Source organism: Phenylobacterium sp. GW823-FHT02A09, from assembly GCF_058797775.1.
Window position 1 is genome coordinate 30483 of the sequence record NZ_JBXAJZ010000003.1, and the last position, 16735, is coordinate 47217.

Sequence of the window (16735 nt, forward strand, 5' to 3'; positions counted from 1 at the left end):
ATGGGCGAGCGGTTCGAGACTTCCGACGGGGTCGGGATCATCTGGCATGAGTGGGGCGCGGAACTGGCGGGGCCGCCGGTGGTGCTGCACCACGGCTTTGGGGCCAACGCCAAGCTCAACTGGCTCGGAGCCGGCGTCATCGCCGCCCTGACCGCCGCCGGCCGCCGAGTGATCGCCATCGACGCGCGCGGCCATGGTGAGTCCGACAAGCCGCACGATCCGGCCTTCTACGGCGAGGATCGCATGGCGCGGGACGTCTCCGAGCTGATCGACCAGCTGGGCTTCTCGGAGTTCGACCTGGTCGGTTACTCGATGGGCGCCATCGTCTCGCTGATCGCGGGCGCGCGCGAACCGCGCATCCGCCGCCTGGTCATCGGCGGGGTCGGCGACGGCATCCTCGCCCAGGGCGGCGTCGACACCCGCGTGGTCGACAACCGCGACATCGTCAAAGCCCTGCTGGCCGACGATCCGGCCGAGATCCCGCCCGCCGCCCGCGGCTTCCGTCAGCTGGCCGACGCCACCGGCGCCGATCGCAAGGCCCTGGCCGCCCAGGCCCAGGTGGTCCACGCCAGCCGCATTCCCCTGGAGGACATCAAGGCCCAGACCCTGGTGCTGGCGGGCGACAACGATCCGCTGGCCGCGCGGCCCGAACGGCTGGCGGCCGCGATCGACGGCGCACAGGTGCGGATCGCGCCGGGCGACCACCGCAGCGTCGTGGCCGCCCCGCAGTTCGCCGCGGCGCTGGTGGAGTTCCTCGCCTAGCCGTTTTCGAATGGCTGGGGTTTGGATTTGCGTGGTTGCGCGACGAGCCGCCAAGCTCGACCTTGGCGGCCTGGTCCACCGGAGCCACGCGCCATGTTCGTCGGCCACTACGCCGCTTCCCTCGCCGCCAAGGCCATCGAGCCGCGCGCCCCGCTCTGGACCTATGTGATCGCCGCCCAGGCCATCGACATCGGCTGGGGCGCGCTGGTCATGGCCGGCGTGGAGAAGGTGCGCATCGATCCCAGCCTGCCGGGCAGCGCGCTCGACCTCTACCACATGCCCTTCACCCACAGCCTGCCGGCGGTGGTGCTGTGGTCGCTGGCGGGCCTGCTGCTGGCGCGAGCCGCGCGGCTGCCCTGGGGGGCGGCGATCGCCATCGCGTTGGTGGTGTTCTCCCACTGGCTGACCGACCTCCTGGTGCACCGGCCGGACCTCGAGCTGTGGTTCGGCGGCAGCAAGGTCGGCTTCGGGCTCTGGAACTATCCTGTCCCCGAGCAGGCCGTGGAGATCGGCCTGCTCGGTCTGGGCGCGGCGGCCTGGGCCTTCGTGCGCGGACGCCAGGGGCGCACGCTCTGGCCGGTGCTGGTCTTCGTGACCATCCTGCTCGCGGTGCAGATCATCGCCATGGTCATGCCGGGCGATGGCGACGCCGCCGGATTGGGCGCCACGGCCCTGGCCGTCTACCTGGTCGTCGGGCTCATCGCGTTCGCCCTGGATCGGCCGCGCAAGCTGACCTAGCGGCGCCCTTGCCCCCCGAAATCATCGGCGCATAGTCCCGCCTAACGGCCGCGTGATGACGGCTGCTGGGAGGCGACCTATGAAGAGCTTGGAGCTGGCGGCGGTCATCGCCGTGGCGGCGGTCTTGGCCGCATGCGGTCAGAAGGCCGAGACGACGGCCAAGTCCGGCAATGTCGACGGCGACCGCATCGCCGCAGCCGCGGGCAACGGCGAGTGGCTCTCCTACGGCCGGACCTATGACGAGCAGCGCCACAGCCCGCTCGACAAGATCAACGCCAGCAACGTTGGCCAGCTGGGTCTGGCCTGGATGTACGAGTTCGACACCGACCGCGGCCAGGAAGCGACGCCGATCGTCGTCGACGGCACGCTCTACACCACCACCTCGTGGTCCAAAGTGTTTGCGTTCGACGCCAAGACCGGGGCGCTCAAGTGGTCGTTCGACCCCAAGGTCGACGGCAAGAAGGGCTTCGACGCCTGCTGCGACGTGGTCAACCGCGGCGTCGCGGTCTGGAAGGGCAAGGTCTATGTCGGCGCGCTCGACGGCCGGCTGATCGCCCTTGATGCGGCGACCGGCAAGGAGGTCTGGTCGGTGCAGACCACCGACACCTCGCGCCCCTATACGATCACCGGCGCCCCGCGGGTCATCAAGGACAAGGTGCTGATCGGCAACGGCGGCGGCGAGTACGGCGTGCGCGGCTATCTGTCGGCCTACAACGCCAACGACGGCAAGCTGGCCTGGCGCTTCTTCACCACGCCCAATCCCAACGGTCAGCCGGACAACGCCGCCTCCGACAAGGTCATGAAGGAGAAGGGCGCGGCCACCTGGTTCGGCGAAGGCTGGAAGGCCACCGGCGGCGGCGGCACCGTCTGGGACGCCATGGCCTACGATCCGCAGCTCGACCTCCTCTATGCAGGGGTCGGCAACGGCACGCCCTGGAACCATGTGAAGCGTTCGGACGGCAAGGGCGACAACCTCTTCCTGTCCTCGATCCTGGCGCTCAAGCCCGACACCGGCGAGTACGTCTGGCACTATCAGACGACGCCGGGCGAGAGCTGGGACTACACCGCGACCCAGCACATCATCCTGGCTGACATGAATGTGGGAGGTACGCCGCGAAAGGTGCTGATGCAGGCGCCGAAGAACGGCTTCTTCTATGTCCTCGACCGCACCAACGGCCAGCTGATCTCGGCCAAGCCCTATGTGCCGATCACCTGGGCCAAGGGCGTGGATCCCGCCACCGGCCGCCCGATCGAGAACCCGGGCGTGCGCTACGAAAACGCGCCGTCGCTGCAGGTGCCCGCGCCGTTCGGCGCCCACAACTGGCACCCGATGGCCTTCAACCCGAAGGAAAACTTGGTCTACATCCCGGCCCAGGTGATCCCCTTCGCCTACACCCCGGACAAGGGCTACACCTACCGCGCCGGCGGCTGGAACGTCGGCACCGACTTCCTCGCCAACGCCCTGCCCACCGACAAGGCCCAGATCGCCGCCCTCAAGGCGATGGTGAAGGGCGAGCTGATCGCCTGGGACCCGGTCGCCCAAAAGGCGCGGTTCACGATCCAGCACCCTTATTTCTGGAACGCCGGCGTGCTGTCGACCGGCGGCGGCCTGATCTTCCAGGGCGCGGCCCAGGGCGAGTTCGCGGCCTACAGCGCCAGCGACGGCAAGAAGCTCTGGTCCTACCAGACCGACAACGGCGTGATCGCCGCGCCGATGACCTACGAGATCGACGGCGAGCAGTACGTCGCCCAGATGGTCGGCTACGGCGGGGCCGGCGCGCTGTCGGCGCCGTTCGTGCTGCCCGACCGTCCGCGCCTGCCGGGCCGGCTGCTCGTCTTCAAGCTGGGCGGCAAGGCGACGGCTCCGGCCTATGTGCGGCCTGAGAAGTTCGAGATCGACCTGACCGGCGTGAGCTCGACCGGCGACGCCAAGCGGGGCTTCGCCCTGTTCCATCAGAACTGCCAGGTCTGCCACGGCCCCAACGCCACCGGGACCTACCTGCCCGACCTGCGCCGCTCGCAGATGCTGCTGTCGTCCGACAGCTGGAAGTCGGTGCTGATCGACGGCGCGCTGGCCGAGCGCGGCATGGCCAGCTTCAGCCGCTTCATCGACGCCAAGGGCGCCGAGGACCTGCGCGCCTACGTGCTGACCGAAGCGCGTGCGGTGCAGGGGTCGGCCGCGGCTCCGCCGGCGGCCGCCCCGGCCAAGGGCGGTCCTCCGCCCAAGAGCTAGGCTCAATGGGGGTGCGCCGCAGGGTGCGCCCCCGCTAGCGACCGCGCCGACGAGGGGCTATCTCTGGGCGCATGAACGCTCCCGTGAAACTGGACACCCTTCCCGAGTGGAATCTCGCCGACCTGTATTCGGGGTGCGAGGATCCGAAGATCGAGGCCGACCTCGCCGCGGCCAAGTCGGCCAATGACGAGCTGGTCAAGCTGAAGGGGCGCTTCACCGCCCTGCGCACCGATCCGCAGCATCTGGGTGAGGTGCTCGACCACGGCATTCAGCTCTACGAAAGCGCCACCAACGGCTTGTGGGGCGTGGGCGCCTACGCGGCGCTGTCGGCCTCGGTGGCGCGCGACGACCCGGCCTGGGCCAAATTCGAGGCCGACCTGCGGGCCCGATCCTCGCAGATCGCCGCCGACAGCCTGTTCTTCACCCTCGAGCTCAACCAGCTCGAGGACAGCGAGATCGAGATGGCCTTCAAGGCCCATCCGCCCGCCGCCCGCTGGCGGCCGTGGATGCGCCGCGTGCGCCTGTCGCGCCCGCACGAGCTGACCGCCGACCTGGAGCGCCTGCTGATCGACCGCGGTCCGGCGGTCGCCAACTGGACGCGGCTGTTCGACGAGACACTCGCCCGGCTGACCGCCAAGGTCGGGCGCGAGAACCTGACCCTGTCCGAGGCGCTGAACCGGCTGTCCGATCCCGACGGCGCGCGCCGCAAGCAGGCGGCCCAAGGCTTGGCCAAGGCGCTCGAGGAACGCACGCCGATCCTGGCGCTGTCGATGAACACCCTGGCCTTCGAGAAGCAGGTCGAGGACCGCTGGAGGCGCTATCCCGACCCAGCCGCCTCGCGGCACCTGGCCAACGAGGTCGACGCCGACGCCGTCAAGGCGCTGGAGGACGCGGTGGTCGAGGCTTACCCGTCCGTCAGCCACCGCTACTATGCGCTGAAGGCCAAGGTCATGGGCCGCAAGACCCTCGACTACTGGGACCGGAACGCCCCGCTCGACACCGCCGCGCCCCGCACCTACGGCTGGGACGAGGCCCGCGGCATGGTGCTGGAGAGCTTCGCCGACCTGGCGCCCAAGTTCGCCGACACCGCCCGGACCTTCTTCACTCACCCCTGGATCGACGCGCGGCCGCGGCCGGGCAAGCAGTCGGGCGCCTATTCGCACCCGGTCACCGCCAACCGGCACCCCTATGTGTTCATGAACTACATGGGCGAGCGCCGCGACGTGCTGACCCTGGCCCATGAGCTGGGCCACGCGGTGCACCAGACGCTGTGCGCGCCGCTGGGCACGCTGCTGGCCGACACGCCGCTGACCCTGGCCGAGACCGCCTCGATCTTCGGCGAGGGCCTGGTGTTCGAGCGCCTGCTGGCCGGCGCCTCCAAGCAGGAGCGCCTGGGCCTGTTGGCCGGCAAGATCGAGGACGGCCTCAACACGGTGGTGCGCCAGATCGCCTTCCACCGTTTCGAGACCGGCTTCCACGCCATGCGCCAGGACGGCGAATTGGCGCCCGAGGACATCAGCGCCCTCTGGCTGGACGTCATGGCCGAGAGCCTCGGTCCGGCCGTGAAGCTGAACCCCGGCTACGAGCACTACTGGGCCTATGTCAGCCACTTCGTGCACGCGCCGTTCTACGTCTACGCCTACGCGTTCGGCGACCTGCTGGTGCGCGGTCTGATGGAAAAGCGCCGCGAGGACCCGAAGGCCTTCGCCCCGCTCTACGAGGACCTGCTCGCGGCTGGGGGAACCCGGACCTATGTCGAGGCGCTAAAGCCGTTCGGGCTGAACCCGCGCGAGAAGGCCTTCTGGGCCGCGGGCATGAGCCAGCTGGAACGGTTGGTCGACGAGTTCGACGACCTGGTGTGAGGAAGCGGGCCATGGCCGAGGCGACGTCGAATCCTTGGCCCGCCCTCGACTATGCGAAGGACCGTGCGACCTTCGAGACCCTGCACCTGATGAGCCAGATCGTCGGCAAGGCGCGCACGGCTTGCGCGCCTTGGGTCAATCACGGCTGGCAGGTGGCGCTCTATGTCTCGCCGCGCGGGCTCACCACCTCGCCGGTTCCCAATGGCGGCGGGTTGTTCGACCTGGAGTTCGATTTCGTCGAACACCTGCTGCGCTGCCGCGCCAGCAACGGCTTTCTTGGCGAGATCCCGCTGGCCGGCCAGAGCATCGCTCATGTCTACCGGGCGGTGGAGGAGATGCTCTCGCGCACCGGCGCGCCGGTGCGGATCAACGGCGTTCCCAACGAAATTCCCGACCCGGTGCCGTTCCTGCAGGACGCGGCGATCCGGGTCTACGACCCCGACGCGGCCTGGCGGCTCTGGCAGGCGCTGATCCAGATCGAGCGGGTGTTCCAGCAGTTCCGCACGGGATACCTCGGCAAGGTCAGTCCAGTGCATCTGTTCTGGGGCTCGTTCGACCTGGCCGTGACGCGGTTCTCGGGGCGCACGGCGCCCCCGCATCCGGGCGGAATCCCGCACCTGCCTGACGCCGTCACGCGCGAGGCCTATTCGCACGAGGTCTCCAGCGCCGGGTTCTGGCCGGGTGGCGGGCTGGTCGAGTTTCCGGCCTTCTACGCCTACGCCTATCCAGAGCCGAAGAGGTTCCGTGAGGCGACGGTTCGGCCGGCCCAGGCCGCGTTCCACGAAGGCCTGGGCGAGTTCGTCTTGCCCTATGAAGCCGTGCGCTCAGCGCCGGACCCTGACGCGGCGCTGGCCGACTTCCTGCTCTCGACCTACGAGGCCGCGGCGGACGCAGGAGACTGGCCGCGGTCCGAGCTGGAGTGCGCGTTCGGCGCGCCCGGCGTGCCGCGGCGCTGCTAGCCCCGCCCGGCCTTCACCTCGCGCACGAAGCCGCCGAAGCCGGCGACATAGGTCTTCAGCGCCTCTTCGATCGCCGGGTCGAGGATCGCGCCGGATTCGTCGAACACCTTGTGGGCGCGCGAGACCATCAGCCGGCCGCCGAACCACGGCTGGGTCCCCAGCGTGCGCAGAACCGGCAGCCAGGCCTCCTGGCTGAGGATAGTGCCGAACCCGCCGGGCGAAGCGCCGATGAAGGCCACCGGCTTGCCGCCGAACACCTTGGGAATGTCGCTGGCCGGCCGGGTCAGCCAGTCGATGGCGTTCTTGAACACGCCGGGGATCGAGTTGTTGTACTCGGGCGTCACGAGGAAAAGGGCGTCGGCCGCGGCGATCTTGTCCTTCAGCTCCGTGACCCGCGCCGGGAGGCCCTCGGCCGCCTCGACGTCGCCGTCGTAGAGCGGCACGCCGCGGATGGTCTCGACCTCGATCTCCATGCCGTCCGGCGCGACCCGCGCGGCCGCGCGCAGCAGGTGGGCGTTGAACGAGCCGGAGCGGAGGCTGCCGGACAATCCGACGATGCGGAGCGGTTGGGTCATGGGACTTCCTTGAAGACGGTCGCCCCGGTTATCTGCGATTTGCTGCGGCTTGACGACCAACCGGCCGCTGACTATCGCAGAACCACGGTCTGCAGTTCACCGAGGCATCGCCGCCCGCGAGGGTCCGCTAAACCTGCATCAGACTTGATCGACTGACACATCTTCCCGTGCCAGATCGGAACGGCGATCACCGCTCACCTCGGCACGCGAGGGTAGATCATGTCGAAAACCATCATTCCGTTTCAAGCCGACGACGTCTCCAGCCTGGCCAAGTCGCTGCGTGCGCAGTTGCAGGCGCGCGAGACCCCGCCGGGCCATGTCGAACTGCTGAACATGCTGGCGCGCGCCGTCGGCCGTCGGAACTTTCAGCAACTGCGCGCGGAGGCTGAGCGGGCGCCTGCGGGCGCGTCGCCAGCGCCGCCGCCCGTCGACGAGCGCAGGATCGAACGGGTCGAGCGTTGCTTCGAAGCCGGCCGCATGACGCGCTGGCCGGCCCGGCGCGAAGACCAGGTGCTGGCGCTCTGGGGGCTGTGGTCGAAGCTGCCGGCAGGCCAGACCTCCGGCGAGCGCGAGATCAGCCAGCTCATCACCAAGCTGCATGACTTCGGCGACCATGCCCTGTTGCGGCGCGAGTTGGTGATTTCGCGGCTGATCGAGCGCAACGCCGACGGCAGCGTCTACCGGCGGATCGAGCGGCCGCCGCCGCCAGATGCGGCCCGCTTGATCGGGCGCATCTGACAGGGCGTGTCGGGCCTTAGAGCAGATCGCCGCCCGCCGCCGAGGCGGTGGTCCCGAACTGCTGGTAGGCCTTGATCACGTTGCGGCCGACCGTCCAGCGGTGCACCTCGTCCGGCCCGTCCACCAGGCGTTGGGAGCGGATGTGGGTGTACCAGCTGGCCAGCGGCGTATCCTGGCTGTAGCCGAGCGCGCCGTGCAGCTGGATCGCGGTGTCGACCACCTTGTGCACCATGTGCGCCAGGAAGACCTTGGCGATGGAGTTCTCCTGCCGCAGGTCCATGCCGCGCTCGGCCTTGTAGGCGATGTGCAGCAGCATCAGGCGCGCCATGTAGAGCTCGCTGGCGCACTCGGCGAGCATGAACTGGACGGCCTGGCGCTCGGCCAGCGGCTTGCCGAAGGTCGAGCGCTGGGTGACGTGGGCGGTGGCCATGTCCAGCGCGCGCTGGGCCATGGCGACGTTGTGCATGCCGTGGCGCAGGCGGCCGTAGGCCAGCCGGTGCTGGCCCATGTTGAAGCCCTGGCCCTCGCCGCCCAGCAGGTTCTCGGCTGGCACGACCAGATCCTTGATCTCGATCTCGGAGTGGCCGCCGCCCATGATGTGCGAGAGCGCTCCCTCGACGGCCATGGTCTTGATGTCGCGCTTGATGACGTAGCCGGGGTTCGGCAGCTCGACGATGAAGGTCGAGAACTGCTGGTGGCGCGGGGCGTCCGGGTCGGTGCGGGCCATGACCAGGGCCATGTCGGCGGCGCTGGCGGCCGACGAGAACCACTTCTCGCCGTTGAGCACGTAGTTCTCGTTGCCGTCCTTGACCGCGGTGGTGCGCATGCCGGTGGCGTCGGCGCCGGAGGCCTTCTCGGTCATCGAGTAGCAGACGCGCTTTTCGCCGTTCAGCAGCGGCTTGAGGAACTTCTCCTTCTGGTGCTCGGTGCCGTGCGCCAGCAGGGTCAGCATGGTGGCGTCGTCGGGGCCCTGGCTATTCATCGACAGCGCGCCGAGATGGCTGCGGCCCAGCTCCATCTGCACCAGGGCGTTGGCCAGCGGGCCCAGGCCCATGCCGCCGTACTCCTTGGGGATGAAGGGCAACCACAGACCCTGGGCGCGGGCCTTGGCGCGCAGCTCGTCCAGGACGGTCTTGAATGACTCCTTGTCCTTCAGCCGCGCCTCGGCGGGGATGCATTCGGTCTCGACCCATTCGCGCACTCGAGCGCGGACGGCCTTCGCGTCTTCCGGAATCTCGAAATCGATCGCCACGGCGCCTATCTCCCTGTTTTGTCCTTGCGTTCCGCAGCGTCGGCGCTTGTCGTGTCGTAAGGCAAGTCCCGCTGTCCGCCTCGACGCGGCCGGTGATCAAACAATTGGGGAGTCCATGCACTATCGAGAGCTGAAGCAGGCCTGGTCGGAACTGACGGCGCCCGGCGCCCCGTTCGAAGTCGCCGAGATCCCGGTGCGCGGCAACATGATCCGCATGTACAAGAACGCGCCGCCGTCGGTGCGTGAACTGTGGCTCTCGACGGCCGCCTATGGCGACCGCGACTACCTCGTCTACGAGAACGACCGCCTGACCTACGCCCAGGCCCACGCCCAGGTGAACGCCATCGCCGCGTGGCTGTTCGCCCAGGGCGTCCAGCCGGGCGACCGCGTGGCCATCGCCATGCGCAACTATCCCGAATGGATGCTGATCTACTGGGCCTGCCTGTCGGTCGGAGTCGCCGCGGTCGGCGTCAACGCCTGGTGGGTCACCGACGAGCTGGAATACGCGCTGAAGGACTCCGCGCCCAAGGTGGTGTTCGCCGACGCCGAGCGCCTGGCCCGCATCCAGGAGCGGCCGGCGATGGCCGAGGGGATCAAGCTCGTCGCCGTGCGCACCGATGCGCCGGCCGGCGTCATTCCCTTCGCCGACGTGATCGCGAACGGCGGGGAGATGCCGCAGGTCAGCGTCGATCCCGACGCCGACGCCTGCATCTTCTACACCTCGGGCACCACCGGCTTCCCGAAGGGCGCGCAGCTGACCCACCGCGGCTGCATCGCCAATCTGATGAACATGGGCTTCTCGGGCCAGGTGCAGGCGCTGGCCGTGGCCAAGGCCACCGGCGTGATCCCGAACCCCGAGGACGCGCCGATCCCCGCGGCGCTGATCACCACGCCGCTGTTCCACGTCACCGCCAACAACTGCGGCGCCTACGCCGTCACTGCCGGCGGCGGCAAGCTGGTCCTCATGTACCGCTGGGACGCGGGCGAGGCGCTGCGCTTGATCGCCAAGGAGAAGATCACCGCGATGAGCGGCGTGCCGACCATGGCGCGCGAGGTGATCAACCACCCCGACTTCGCGACCACCGACACCTCCAGCCTGCTGACCCTCGGCGGCGGCGGCGCGCAGCTGCCGCCGGACCTGGTGGCCAAGATCGACGGGGCGGTGAAGACTGCGCGACCGAACACCGGCTACGGCATGACCGAGACTTGCGGGATCATCACCGCGGTGTCGGCCGATTTCTTCGTCGACAAGCCCGACAGCTGTGGCCCGGCGATGCCGGCCTTCGAGGCCAAGTGCGTCGACGACGACGGCAATGCGGTGCCGGCCGGCCAGGTCGGCGAGCTGTGGGTCAAGGGCGCGCCGGTCATCAAGGGCTATATCAACCGCCCCGAGGCCACCGCCGAGTCGATCACCAACGGCTGGCTGCACACCGGCGACGTGGCGCGGATCGACGAGGACGGCTTCATCTTCATCGTCGACCGCAAGAAGGACATGGTCCTGCGCGGCGGCGAGAACGTCTATTGCGCCGAGGTCGAGGCAGGGATCTTCCGTCACCCGGCGGTGGCCGAGGTGACCGTCTTCGGCGTGCCGGACGAGCGGCTGGGCGAAGAGGTCGGGGCCGCGGTGCTGCTGCGTCCCGGCGCGGACGTCTCGCCCGACGAGCTGCGCGCGCATCTCTCCGGACTGATGGCCAAGCACAAGGTGCCCCGCTACCTGTGGTTCATGAACGACCCGCTGCCGCGCAACGCCAGCGGAAAGTTCCTCAAGCGTCAGCTGCGCGAGACGCTGAACCCCGAAAAGGCGCTCTAGGACCCTGCCTCCCCCGCGGCCCGGGGGAGGCAGTCTTGTCCGCTGATCAGCCCGTTCGCTGTCGAGCATGGCCATCTGCTGGTGGTTGTAGCGTTCGCCGGCGGCCGCGCCCTTGGGCACGATCTGTTCGAGTTCGGCCAGGTCGGCGGCGGTCAGGGCCAGGTCCGCCGCGCCGAGGGCTTCGGCGAGACGCTCGGGACGGCGCGCGCCGATCAGCGGGACGATGTCGTCGCCCTGGGCGGCGACCCAGGCGATGGCGACCTGGGCCGGGGTGACGTTCCGGGCGGCGGCGAAGGCGCGCAGTCCTTCGACGAGGCCGAGATTGTGGGCCAGCGCCTCGCCCTGGAAGCGCGGGCTGTGGGACCGGAAGTCGGTGGGGCCTGAGCCTGTCGACCAGTGGCCGCTGATCAGGCCGCGCGAGAGCACGCCGTAGGCGGTGATGCCGATGCCGAGTTCGCGGCAGGTCTGCAGCAAGCCGTCCTCGATGCCGCGCGAGATCAGCGAGTACTCGATCTGGAGGTCGCTGATCGGGTGGACGGCGGCGGCGCGGCGCAAGGTCTCCGAGCCGACTTCGGACAGGCCGATGTGGCGCACGTAGCCGGCCTGGACCAGCTCGGCGATGGCGCCGATGGTGTCCTCGATCGGAACGTTCGGGTCGAGCCGGGCCGGGCGGTAGATGTCGACATAGCCGGTCCGCAGTCGCTTGAGGCTGTAGGCCAGCGCGCTCTTCACCGCCACGGGACGGGCGTCGTAGCCGAGCCAGGCGCCGTCGGGGCCGCGCTGGGCGCCGAACTTGACGCTGACGATGGCCTGGTCGCGGGGAGCTTCGGCCAGGGCTTCGGCGACCAGCATCTCGTTATGGCCCATGCCGTAGAAGTCGCCGGTGTCGAGCAGGGTGATCCCGGCCGCGCGGGCGCCGGCGAAGGTGGCCAGGGCTTGGTCGCGATCGGCGGGGCCGTAGAGGTCGGACATGCCCATGCAGCCGAGGCCGAGGGCGGAGGAGACGGGGCCGGTGCGGCCGAGCTGACGGGTCTGCATGGGGGAGCTCCTTTGATTGACCGCAGACTAGGCTCGCGCCATTCATCGGATAATCCGCTCATATCCTCACGAGCTGTTCGGAAATCTGTACAATGCGCCATCTGAACCTCGCCGACCTCGACGCCTTCGCCGCAGTGGCGCGGGAACGGAGCTTCCGGCGTGCGGCGACCCTGCGCGGGGTGTCGGCGTCGACCCTCAGCCAGGCGGTGCGCGACCTGGAGAGCCAGCTGGGACTTCGGCTGCTGAACCGCAGCACCCGCAGCGTTTCGACCACCGAGGCCGGGCAGCGCCTGCTGGAGCGCCTGGGGCCGGCCCTGGGCGAGATCGCTTCGGCCGTTGAGAGCGTGCACGAGAGCGCCGGGACCGTGGCGGGACTGCTGCGGATCAACGCGCCGGAGCCGGCCGTCGAGCTGGTCATGGCGCCGCTGGTGGCGCGCTTCCTTGAGCAGCATCCGCGCGTGCGGCTGGAGATCGTCGGCCAATCGAGCCGCATCGACATCGTCGCCGAAGGCTTCGACGCCGGGGTGCGCTGGGACGAACATTTGGACCAGGACATGGTGGCCGTGCCGTTCGGCGGGCGGCAGCGCTACGTGCTGGTGGCGGCGCCGGCGCTGATCGCCGCGCACGGCCGCCCGCAAACGCCGCAGGACCTGGACGGCCTGCCGGCCATCCGCCAGCGTTTCACCAGCGGGGTGATGTTCCCCTGGGAGTTCGAGAAGGACGGCCAGGTGGTGCGGATCGACCCGCCGCCGCGGCTGGTCTCCACCCAGGTGGCGCTGCAGCGGCGCGCGGCGATCGACGGGGTCGGGTTCTGGACCGCGTTCGAGGGCTATGTCCGCGAAGACATCGACCAGGGGCGGCTGGTCAGCCTGCTGGAGGACTGGCTTCCGAGCTTCCCGGGGCCGTCGCTGTACTATCCCAGCCGTCGCCACGTCCCGCCGCCGCTGCGGGCGTTCATCGACTTCATCCAGGCCGAGCGCGGACGGGGGGAGCAGAAATAGATCCTTCCCCGTGGGGAGGTGGATCGCCGAAGGCGAGACGGAGGGGGACCGCACTCGCGAGAGTCAAAGTCCCCCTCAGTCAGCCATGCGGCTGACAGCTCCCCCAGAGGGGAGGATCTACGCTGTGGATCAGCGCGAATACGCCGGCGGATAGGGCCCCGAGAGGTCCTTGTAGCGGTCACGCAGTTCGATCTGGCGGGAGGTCAGGGGCTGGGCCTGGCCGCGGATGAAGATCGCCGTCGGCTGGCTCAGCGGTTCGAACGGGTCGGCGGTCCAGATCACGACGTCGGCGTCCTTGCCCGGCTCCAGCGAGCCGACCTTGTCGGCGACGCCGAACACCTTGGCCGGGTTGATGGTCATCGCCGCCAGCGCCGCCTGGTAGGGCATGCCGTGGGCGACGGCGTTGCCGGCGTTGTAGCGCAGCTCGCGGATGCGGTGGGCGCCGCCGCTGCCCTGCAGGATCACGGTCACGCCGGCCGCGTCGAGCTTGCCGGCGTTCTCCAGGCTGGCGCCCAGGGTCTGGAAGGTCTCGGGCCGGCTCGACAGCGGATCGATGATCACCGGGACGCCGGCGGCGGCGATCTCGCGGGCGGCCATCCAGCCTTCCTCGGCGCCGGAGAGGATGACCTTGATCTTTTCCTCGCGGGCGAACCTGAGCACGGCGCGGATGTCCGAGGCCTTGTGGACCACGGCGATAATCGGCATCCGCCCCTCGACCACCGGGATCAGGGCTTCGAGATCGGTCTTGGACAGCGCCAGGTCGCGGACGCCGGCGCGGTCGTACGCGGCCTTGTTGCGCATGTAGTCGCGCACGTCGCGGAGGGCGGCCTGCAGGGCGACGATCTCGGCCCCGCGCGCGCCGCCGGCGACATTGGCCCCGCCGTCGCCGAACGGCACCACCATGCCGACCTTGGGCTTGACCAAGATGTCGGTGGCCTCGCCCAGGTGGATGACGGCGGCCTGGCCGGCGAACAGGGCCGCGGCCTTCGTGCCGCCGCCGCCGCCGGCGGTCATCAGCTCCTCGCCGTCGTCGGCGTGGAAGTCGGCGCCGCCGCCGCCGCCGGCCGAGATCGGGGTGACGACGGCCCGGGTGATGCCGGCCATGCGCGCGACCGGGATCAGGGTCGAGGCCGGGTTCAGCGCGTACTGGACGTCGAACGCCGCGCCGATGTCGGGATTGTTGACCACGAGGTCGTCGCCGAGCGAGCGGACCTCGACGGCGCCGAGCAGGGCGTTGGGGGCGATGAAGCCGGGCGTGACGACGCCGCCTTGGGCGTCGATCACCTGCGTGCCGGGCGCGAACGCCAGCCGCACGGTGGTCTGGTCGAGGACGGCGGTGATCTTGCCCTTGTCGATCATCACCAGGCCGTGCTCGATCTCGCCGGCCGGCCCGGCGGTGAGGACGCGGGCGTTGGTGATGACCACGGACTGCGCGAGCGCAGGGGTGGCGAGGGCGGCGGCCAGCGCCGCCAGGCTAACGACAAGCTTACGCATCAGCGGCCGGCCCCCTGGCCGAGTTCGAAGTCGGAGGTCGGCTGGTAACGCCGGTCGTGACGGTCGTAGGCGATCGCGCCGTCCAGATAGACGCGCTCAGCCTTGGCGTAGATCGAGAAGGGGTTCTTGTCCCAGACGACCACGTCGGCGCGCTTGCCGGCTTCCAGGCTGCCGGTCTGCTTGTCGACGCCGATGGCCTTGGCTGGGTTGAGGGTGATCCACTTCATCGCCTCGCCCTCGGTGATCTGGTAGCCGGCGGCGCGGCCGGCGGAGAGCGCCTCGGCCGCCTCCTGGTTCAGGCGCTGGATCACGTCGGGGTCGTCGGACTTGATGATCGCGCAGCCGCCGGCGGCGTGGATCATCGGCGCGTTGGCCTCGACCGCGTCCCAGGCCTCGAGCTTGGAGCCCCACCAGTTCGCCCAGGTGGCGACGCAGATGTCCTCCTTGGCCAGGATGTCGGCGATCTTGTAGGCCTCCAGCGCGTGGTGGAAGGCGGTGATCTTGTAGCCGAACTCGTGGGCGATCCCGATCATCTGGACCATCTCGTCGGCCCGGTAGCAGTGGTTCTCGACCAGGATCTCGCCCTTTAGCACGCCGGCCAGGGTCTCAAGCTGCAGGTCGCGCTTGGGCGGCTCGGCCTTTTCGCCGCGGTCGGCCTTGGCGCGATAGTCGTCCCACTTGCGGGCGTAGTCGGCGGCGTTAATCCAGGCGGTGCGATAGCCGGCGACGTTGCCCATTCGGGTGGAGGGCGCGCGGCTACGGCTGCCGTAGACGCGCTTGGGGTTCTCGCCGCAGGCCATCTTCAGGCCGTAGGGCGCGTCCGGGAACTTCATGTCCTGGACGGTGCGGGCCGGGATGTTGCGCAGGGTGACCGAGCGGCCGCCGATCAGGTTGCCGGAGCCGGGCAGCACCAGCAGCGTCGTCACCCCGCCGGCGCGGGCGAGGTTGAAGCCGGGGTCCTGCGGCCAGACCGAGTGCTCGGCCCAGACGCCTGCGGTGTTGGGGTCAGTCAGCTCGTTGCCGTCCGAGTGCGCGGGCACGGCCGGCGAGGGATAGACGCCCAGGTGCGAGTGGGCGTCGATCAGGCCGGGGGTGACGAACTTGCCGTTGGCGTCGACCGTGTCGTAGCTGGCCGGGGGCACGATCTGGGCTCCCACGGCCTCGATCTTGCCGTCGCGGATCAGCACCACGCCGCGTTCGATCTTCTCTCCGGTCCCGGTGAAGATGGTGGCGTCGACCAGGGCGGTCGGGCGGCTGGGCAGCGGCCGGTACGTCGAGGCGAAGGCCGCCTCCGAGCGCCCGGAATCGAGCCCTTTGGGCAGCGGCTTGGCCTTGGCGCTCTCGCCGCCGGCCGGTTTGCTGGAGGTCGCCGCCGTGGTGGCGCAACCGCTGAGGGCCGCGGCCGCGCATACCGCGACCGCCGTCGTCAGAACTCTCATCGTCGGAAAACTTCCCCTGCGAACTGGCCCGGACGATAGGCCGGAACCTGCGCGGTGGGGAAGGCTGGGCGGTCGGATTTGCGACGAAGCCGGGCGAAGAGGGTCGGATTTTCCCTGCCCACCTGGCCGTCATCGCCGGGCTTGTCCCGGCGACCCATACTCGCGTCCGTCGCAGGCAAGCCCGCAGGCGCTAGTGTGGCCGGCGCAGGGCCGGCCACGACGACCTGGAAGGTCAGCAGTCGCCGATGCGCTCGGCCGTGACCTTCATGGTGGTTTCCTTCATCGCCGGGGTCGGGGCCGGATCCATGACGGTCTTGGCGTCGACCGTGTAGCGGCTGGTGAAGTCGCCGGAGATGCGGCTGTCGGTGATCACCTTCATGCCGCCCTGGATGGTGCAGACGCTGCGGCCGACGATGTCGGCGCCGTCGCGGCGATAGGACTGCTCGGAGCAGGTGACGCCGGCCTGGCGCTTGGCGGCGTCCATGTCCTTGAAGCTGGTCTGGGCGACGCAGGTCTCGACCGTGACCGGCTTGGGCGCGGCCGACAGGGTGGTGGTCATCTTCCACTTGCCGGGCTTGGGACCTTCGAGGTCGGCGAGGGCCGGGCCGGCGGGCGCGGCCGGCGCGGCGGGGGCTGCAGCCTCAGGCGCCTTGGCGGCTTCTTCCTTCTTGGAACAGGCGGCGGCCAGGACGGCGACCAGGGCCAGGCTAAGTGCGATACGCATGCGTTCCTCCGATGTTGGTCCGACCACCCCCCAGGGCGTATCGGCCAAGCCACAACGCACGAAGCGCGACCATGGCGCCAAGGAATGTGCACAGGGCTGGGGTGTTTCGG

General features: G+C 69.6%; 13 protein-coding genes and 1 pseudogene. 8 read left to right on the top strand and 6 right to left on the bottom strand.

Going from position 1 to position 16735, the window contains the following annotated elements; genetic code table 11:
* The 5 genes from AC1Q87_RS12790 to AC1Q87_RS12810 all read left to right on the top strand — a co-directional run bounded on the left by AC1Q87_RS12790 (nt 1) and on the right by AC1Q87_RS12810 (nt 6554).
* Nucleotides 1-762 carry an alpha/beta fold hydrolase gene (locus tag AC1Q87_RS12790; protein ID WP_492609315.1) on the top strand — a complete coding sequence of 254 codons (762 nt, stop codon included), beginning with the start codon at nt 1-3 and terminating at the stop codon, nt 760-762.
* A gap of 93 nt (nt 763-855) precedes the next feature.
* The gene (locus AC1Q87_RS12795; RefSeq protein ID WP_492609316.1) at nt 856-1500 is read left to right on the top strand and encodes a metal-dependent hydrolase; all 645 of its coding nucleotides are present in this window, start codon (nt 856-858) and stop codon (nt 1498-1500) included.
* A gap of 79 nt (nt 1501-1579) precedes the next feature.
* Entirely contained in the window at nt 1580-3733 is a 2154-nt protein-coding gene (locus tag AC1Q87_RS12800) for a PQQ-dependent dehydrogenase, methanol/ethanol family (protein ID WP_492609317.1), read from the top strand.
* Nucleotides 3734-3804: 71 nt separating this feature from the next.
* Nucleotides 3805-5595 (top strand): M3 family oligoendopeptidase, encoded by a 1791-nt coding sequence (locus AC1Q87_RS12805; RefSeq protein ID WP_492609318.1) that lies wholly within the window; start codon nt 3805-3807, stop codon nt 5593-5595.
* An 11-nt stretch (nt 5596-5606) separates the two neighbouring features.
* Nucleotides 5607-6554 carry a DUF5996 family protein gene (locus AC1Q87_RS12810; protein WP_492609319.1) on the top strand — a complete coding sequence of 316 codons (948 nt, stop codon included), beginning with the start codon at nt 5607-5609 and terminating at the stop codon, nt 6552-6554.
* Here AC1Q87_RS12810 and AC1Q87_RS12815 read toward each other — a convergent pair.
* Complete coding sequence (locus tag AC1Q87_RS12815; RefSeq protein WP_492609320.1) at nt 6551-7129, bottom strand: NADPH-dependent FMN reductase; 579 nt, start codon at nt 7127-7129, stop codon at nt 6551-6553. The genes AC1Q87_RS12810 and AC1Q87_RS12815 overlap by 4 nt on opposite strands.
* A 219-nt stretch (nt 7130-7348) precedes the next feature.
* Here AC1Q87_RS12815 and AC1Q87_RS12820 point away from each other — a divergent pair, with 219 nt between their 5' ends.
* Nucleotides 7349-7867 carry a DUF2087 domain-containing protein gene (locus tag AC1Q87_RS12820; RefSeq protein ID WP_492609321.1) on the top strand — a complete coding sequence of 173 codons (519 nt, stop codon included), beginning with the start codon at nt 7349-7351 and terminating at the stop codon, nt 7865-7867.
* Nucleotides 7868-7883: 16 nt separating this feature from the next.
* On the opposite strand, the gene AC1Q87_RS12825 is transcribed toward AC1Q87_RS12820, so the two are convergent.
* Nucleotides 7884-9119 carry an acyl-CoA dehydrogenase family protein gene (locus AC1Q87_RS12825; protein ID WP_492609322.1) on the bottom strand — a complete coding sequence of 412 codons (1236 nt, stop codon included), beginning with the start codon at nt 9117-9119 and terminating at the stop codon, nt 7884-7886.
* A 115-nt stretch (nt 9120-9234) separates the two neighbouring features.
* Here AC1Q87_RS12825 and AC1Q87_RS12830 point away from each other — a divergent pair, with 115 nt between their 5' ends.
* Nucleotides 9235-10929: a class I adenylate-forming enzyme family protein gene (locus AC1Q87_RS12830; RefSeq protein ID WP_492609323.1), complete on the top strand. Its 1695-nt coding sequence runs from the start codon at nt 9235-9237 to the stop codon at nt 10927-10929.
* 180 nt (nt 10930-11109) lie between these two features.
* Here the strand turns inward: AC1Q87_RS12830 and AC1Q87_RS12835 are convergent.
* Nucleotides 11110-11967 (bottom strand): annotated as a pseudogene (locus tag AC1Q87_RS12835) (aldo/keto reductase); the annotation flags it as partial.
* Nucleotides 11968-12059: 92 nt separating this feature from the next.
* On the opposite strand from AC1Q87_RS12835, the gene AC1Q87_RS12840 reads away from it, so the two are divergent.
* A complete protein-coding gene (locus tag AC1Q87_RS12840) occupies nt 12060-12968 on the top strand; it encodes a LysR family transcriptional regulator (protein ID WP_492609324.1) in 909 nt (302 codons plus the stop codon).
* A 129-nt stretch (nt 12969-13097) separates the two neighbouring features.
* Here AC1Q87_RS12840 and AC1Q87_RS12845 read toward each other — a convergent pair whose 3' ends face one another.
* From AC1Q87_RS12845 to AC1Q87_RS12855, 3 genes are all read right to left on the bottom strand, one after another.
* Entirely contained in the window at nt 13098-14462 is a 1365-nt protein-coding gene (locus AC1Q87_RS12845; RefSeq protein ID WP_492609325.1) for an amidohydrolase family protein, read from the bottom strand.
* Nucleotides 14462-15901 (bottom strand): amidohydrolase, encoded by a 1440-nt coding sequence (locus AC1Q87_RS12850; RefSeq protein WP_492609326.1) that lies wholly within the window; start codon nt 15899-15901, stop codon nt 14462-14464. Before AC1Q87_RS12850 ends, AC1Q87_RS12845 begins: the two co-directional genes overlap by 1 nt.
* 232 nt (nt 15902-16133) lie before the next feature.
* A complete protein-coding gene (locus AC1Q87_RS12855; RefSeq protein WP_492609327.1) occupies nt 16134-16625 on the bottom strand; it encodes a DUF3617 domain-containing protein in 492 nt (163 codons plus the stop codon).
* Between the last annotated feature and the right edge of the window lie 110 nt (nt 16626-16735).

Bases quoted from the DNA above. Each gene is read 5' to 3' on its own strand.
- AC1Q87_RS12790 (WP_492609315.1), top strand. From the start codon at position 1: ATGGGCGAGCGGTTCGAGACTTCCGACGGGGTCGGGATCATCTGGCAT.
- AC1Q87_RS12810 (WP_492609319.1), top strand. From the start codon at position 5,607: ATGGCCGAGGCGACGTCGAATCCTTGGCCCGCCCTCGACTATGCGAAG.
- AC1Q87_RS12840 (WP_492609324.1), top strand. From the start codon at position 12,060: ATGCGCCATCTGAACCTCGCCGACCTCGACGCCTTCGCCGCAGTGGCG.
- AC1Q87_RS12850 (WP_492609326.1), bottom strand. From the start codon at position 15,901: ATGAGAGTTCTGACGACGGCGGTCGCGGTATGCGCGGCCGCGGCCCTC.
- AC1Q87_RS12820 (WP_492609321.1), top strand. From the start codon at position 7,349: ATGTCGAAAACCATCATTCCGTTTCAAGCCGACGACGTCTCCAGCCTG.
- AC1Q87_RS12815 (WP_492609320.1), bottom strand. From the start codon at position 7,129: ATGACCCAACCGCTCCGCATCGTCGGATTGTCCGGCAGCCTCCGCTCC.
- AC1Q87_RS12795 (WP_492609316.1), top strand. From the start codon at position 856: ATGTTCGTCGGCCACTACGCCGCTTCCCTCGCCGCCAAGGCCATCGAG.
- AC1Q87_RS12830 (WP_492609323.1), top strand. From the start codon at position 9,235: ATGCACTATCGAGAGCTGAAGCAGGCCTGGTCGGAACTGACGGCGCCC.
- AC1Q87_RS12800 (WP_492609317.1), top strand. From the start codon at position 1,580: ATGAAGAGCTTGGAGCTGGCGGCGGTCATCGCCGTGGCGGCGGTCTTG.
- AC1Q87_RS12805 (WP_492609318.1), top strand. From the start codon at position 3,805: ATGAACGCTCCCGTGAAACTGGACACCCTTCCCGAGTGGAATCTCGCC.
- AC1Q87_RS12845 (WP_492609325.1), bottom strand. From the start codon at position 14,462: ATGCGTAAGCTTGTCGTTAGCCTGGCGGCGCTGGCCGCCGCCCTCGCC.
- AC1Q87_RS12855 (WP_492609327.1), bottom strand. From the start codon at position 16,625: ATGCGTATCGCACTTAGCCTGGCCCTGGTCGCCGTCCTGGCCGCCGCC.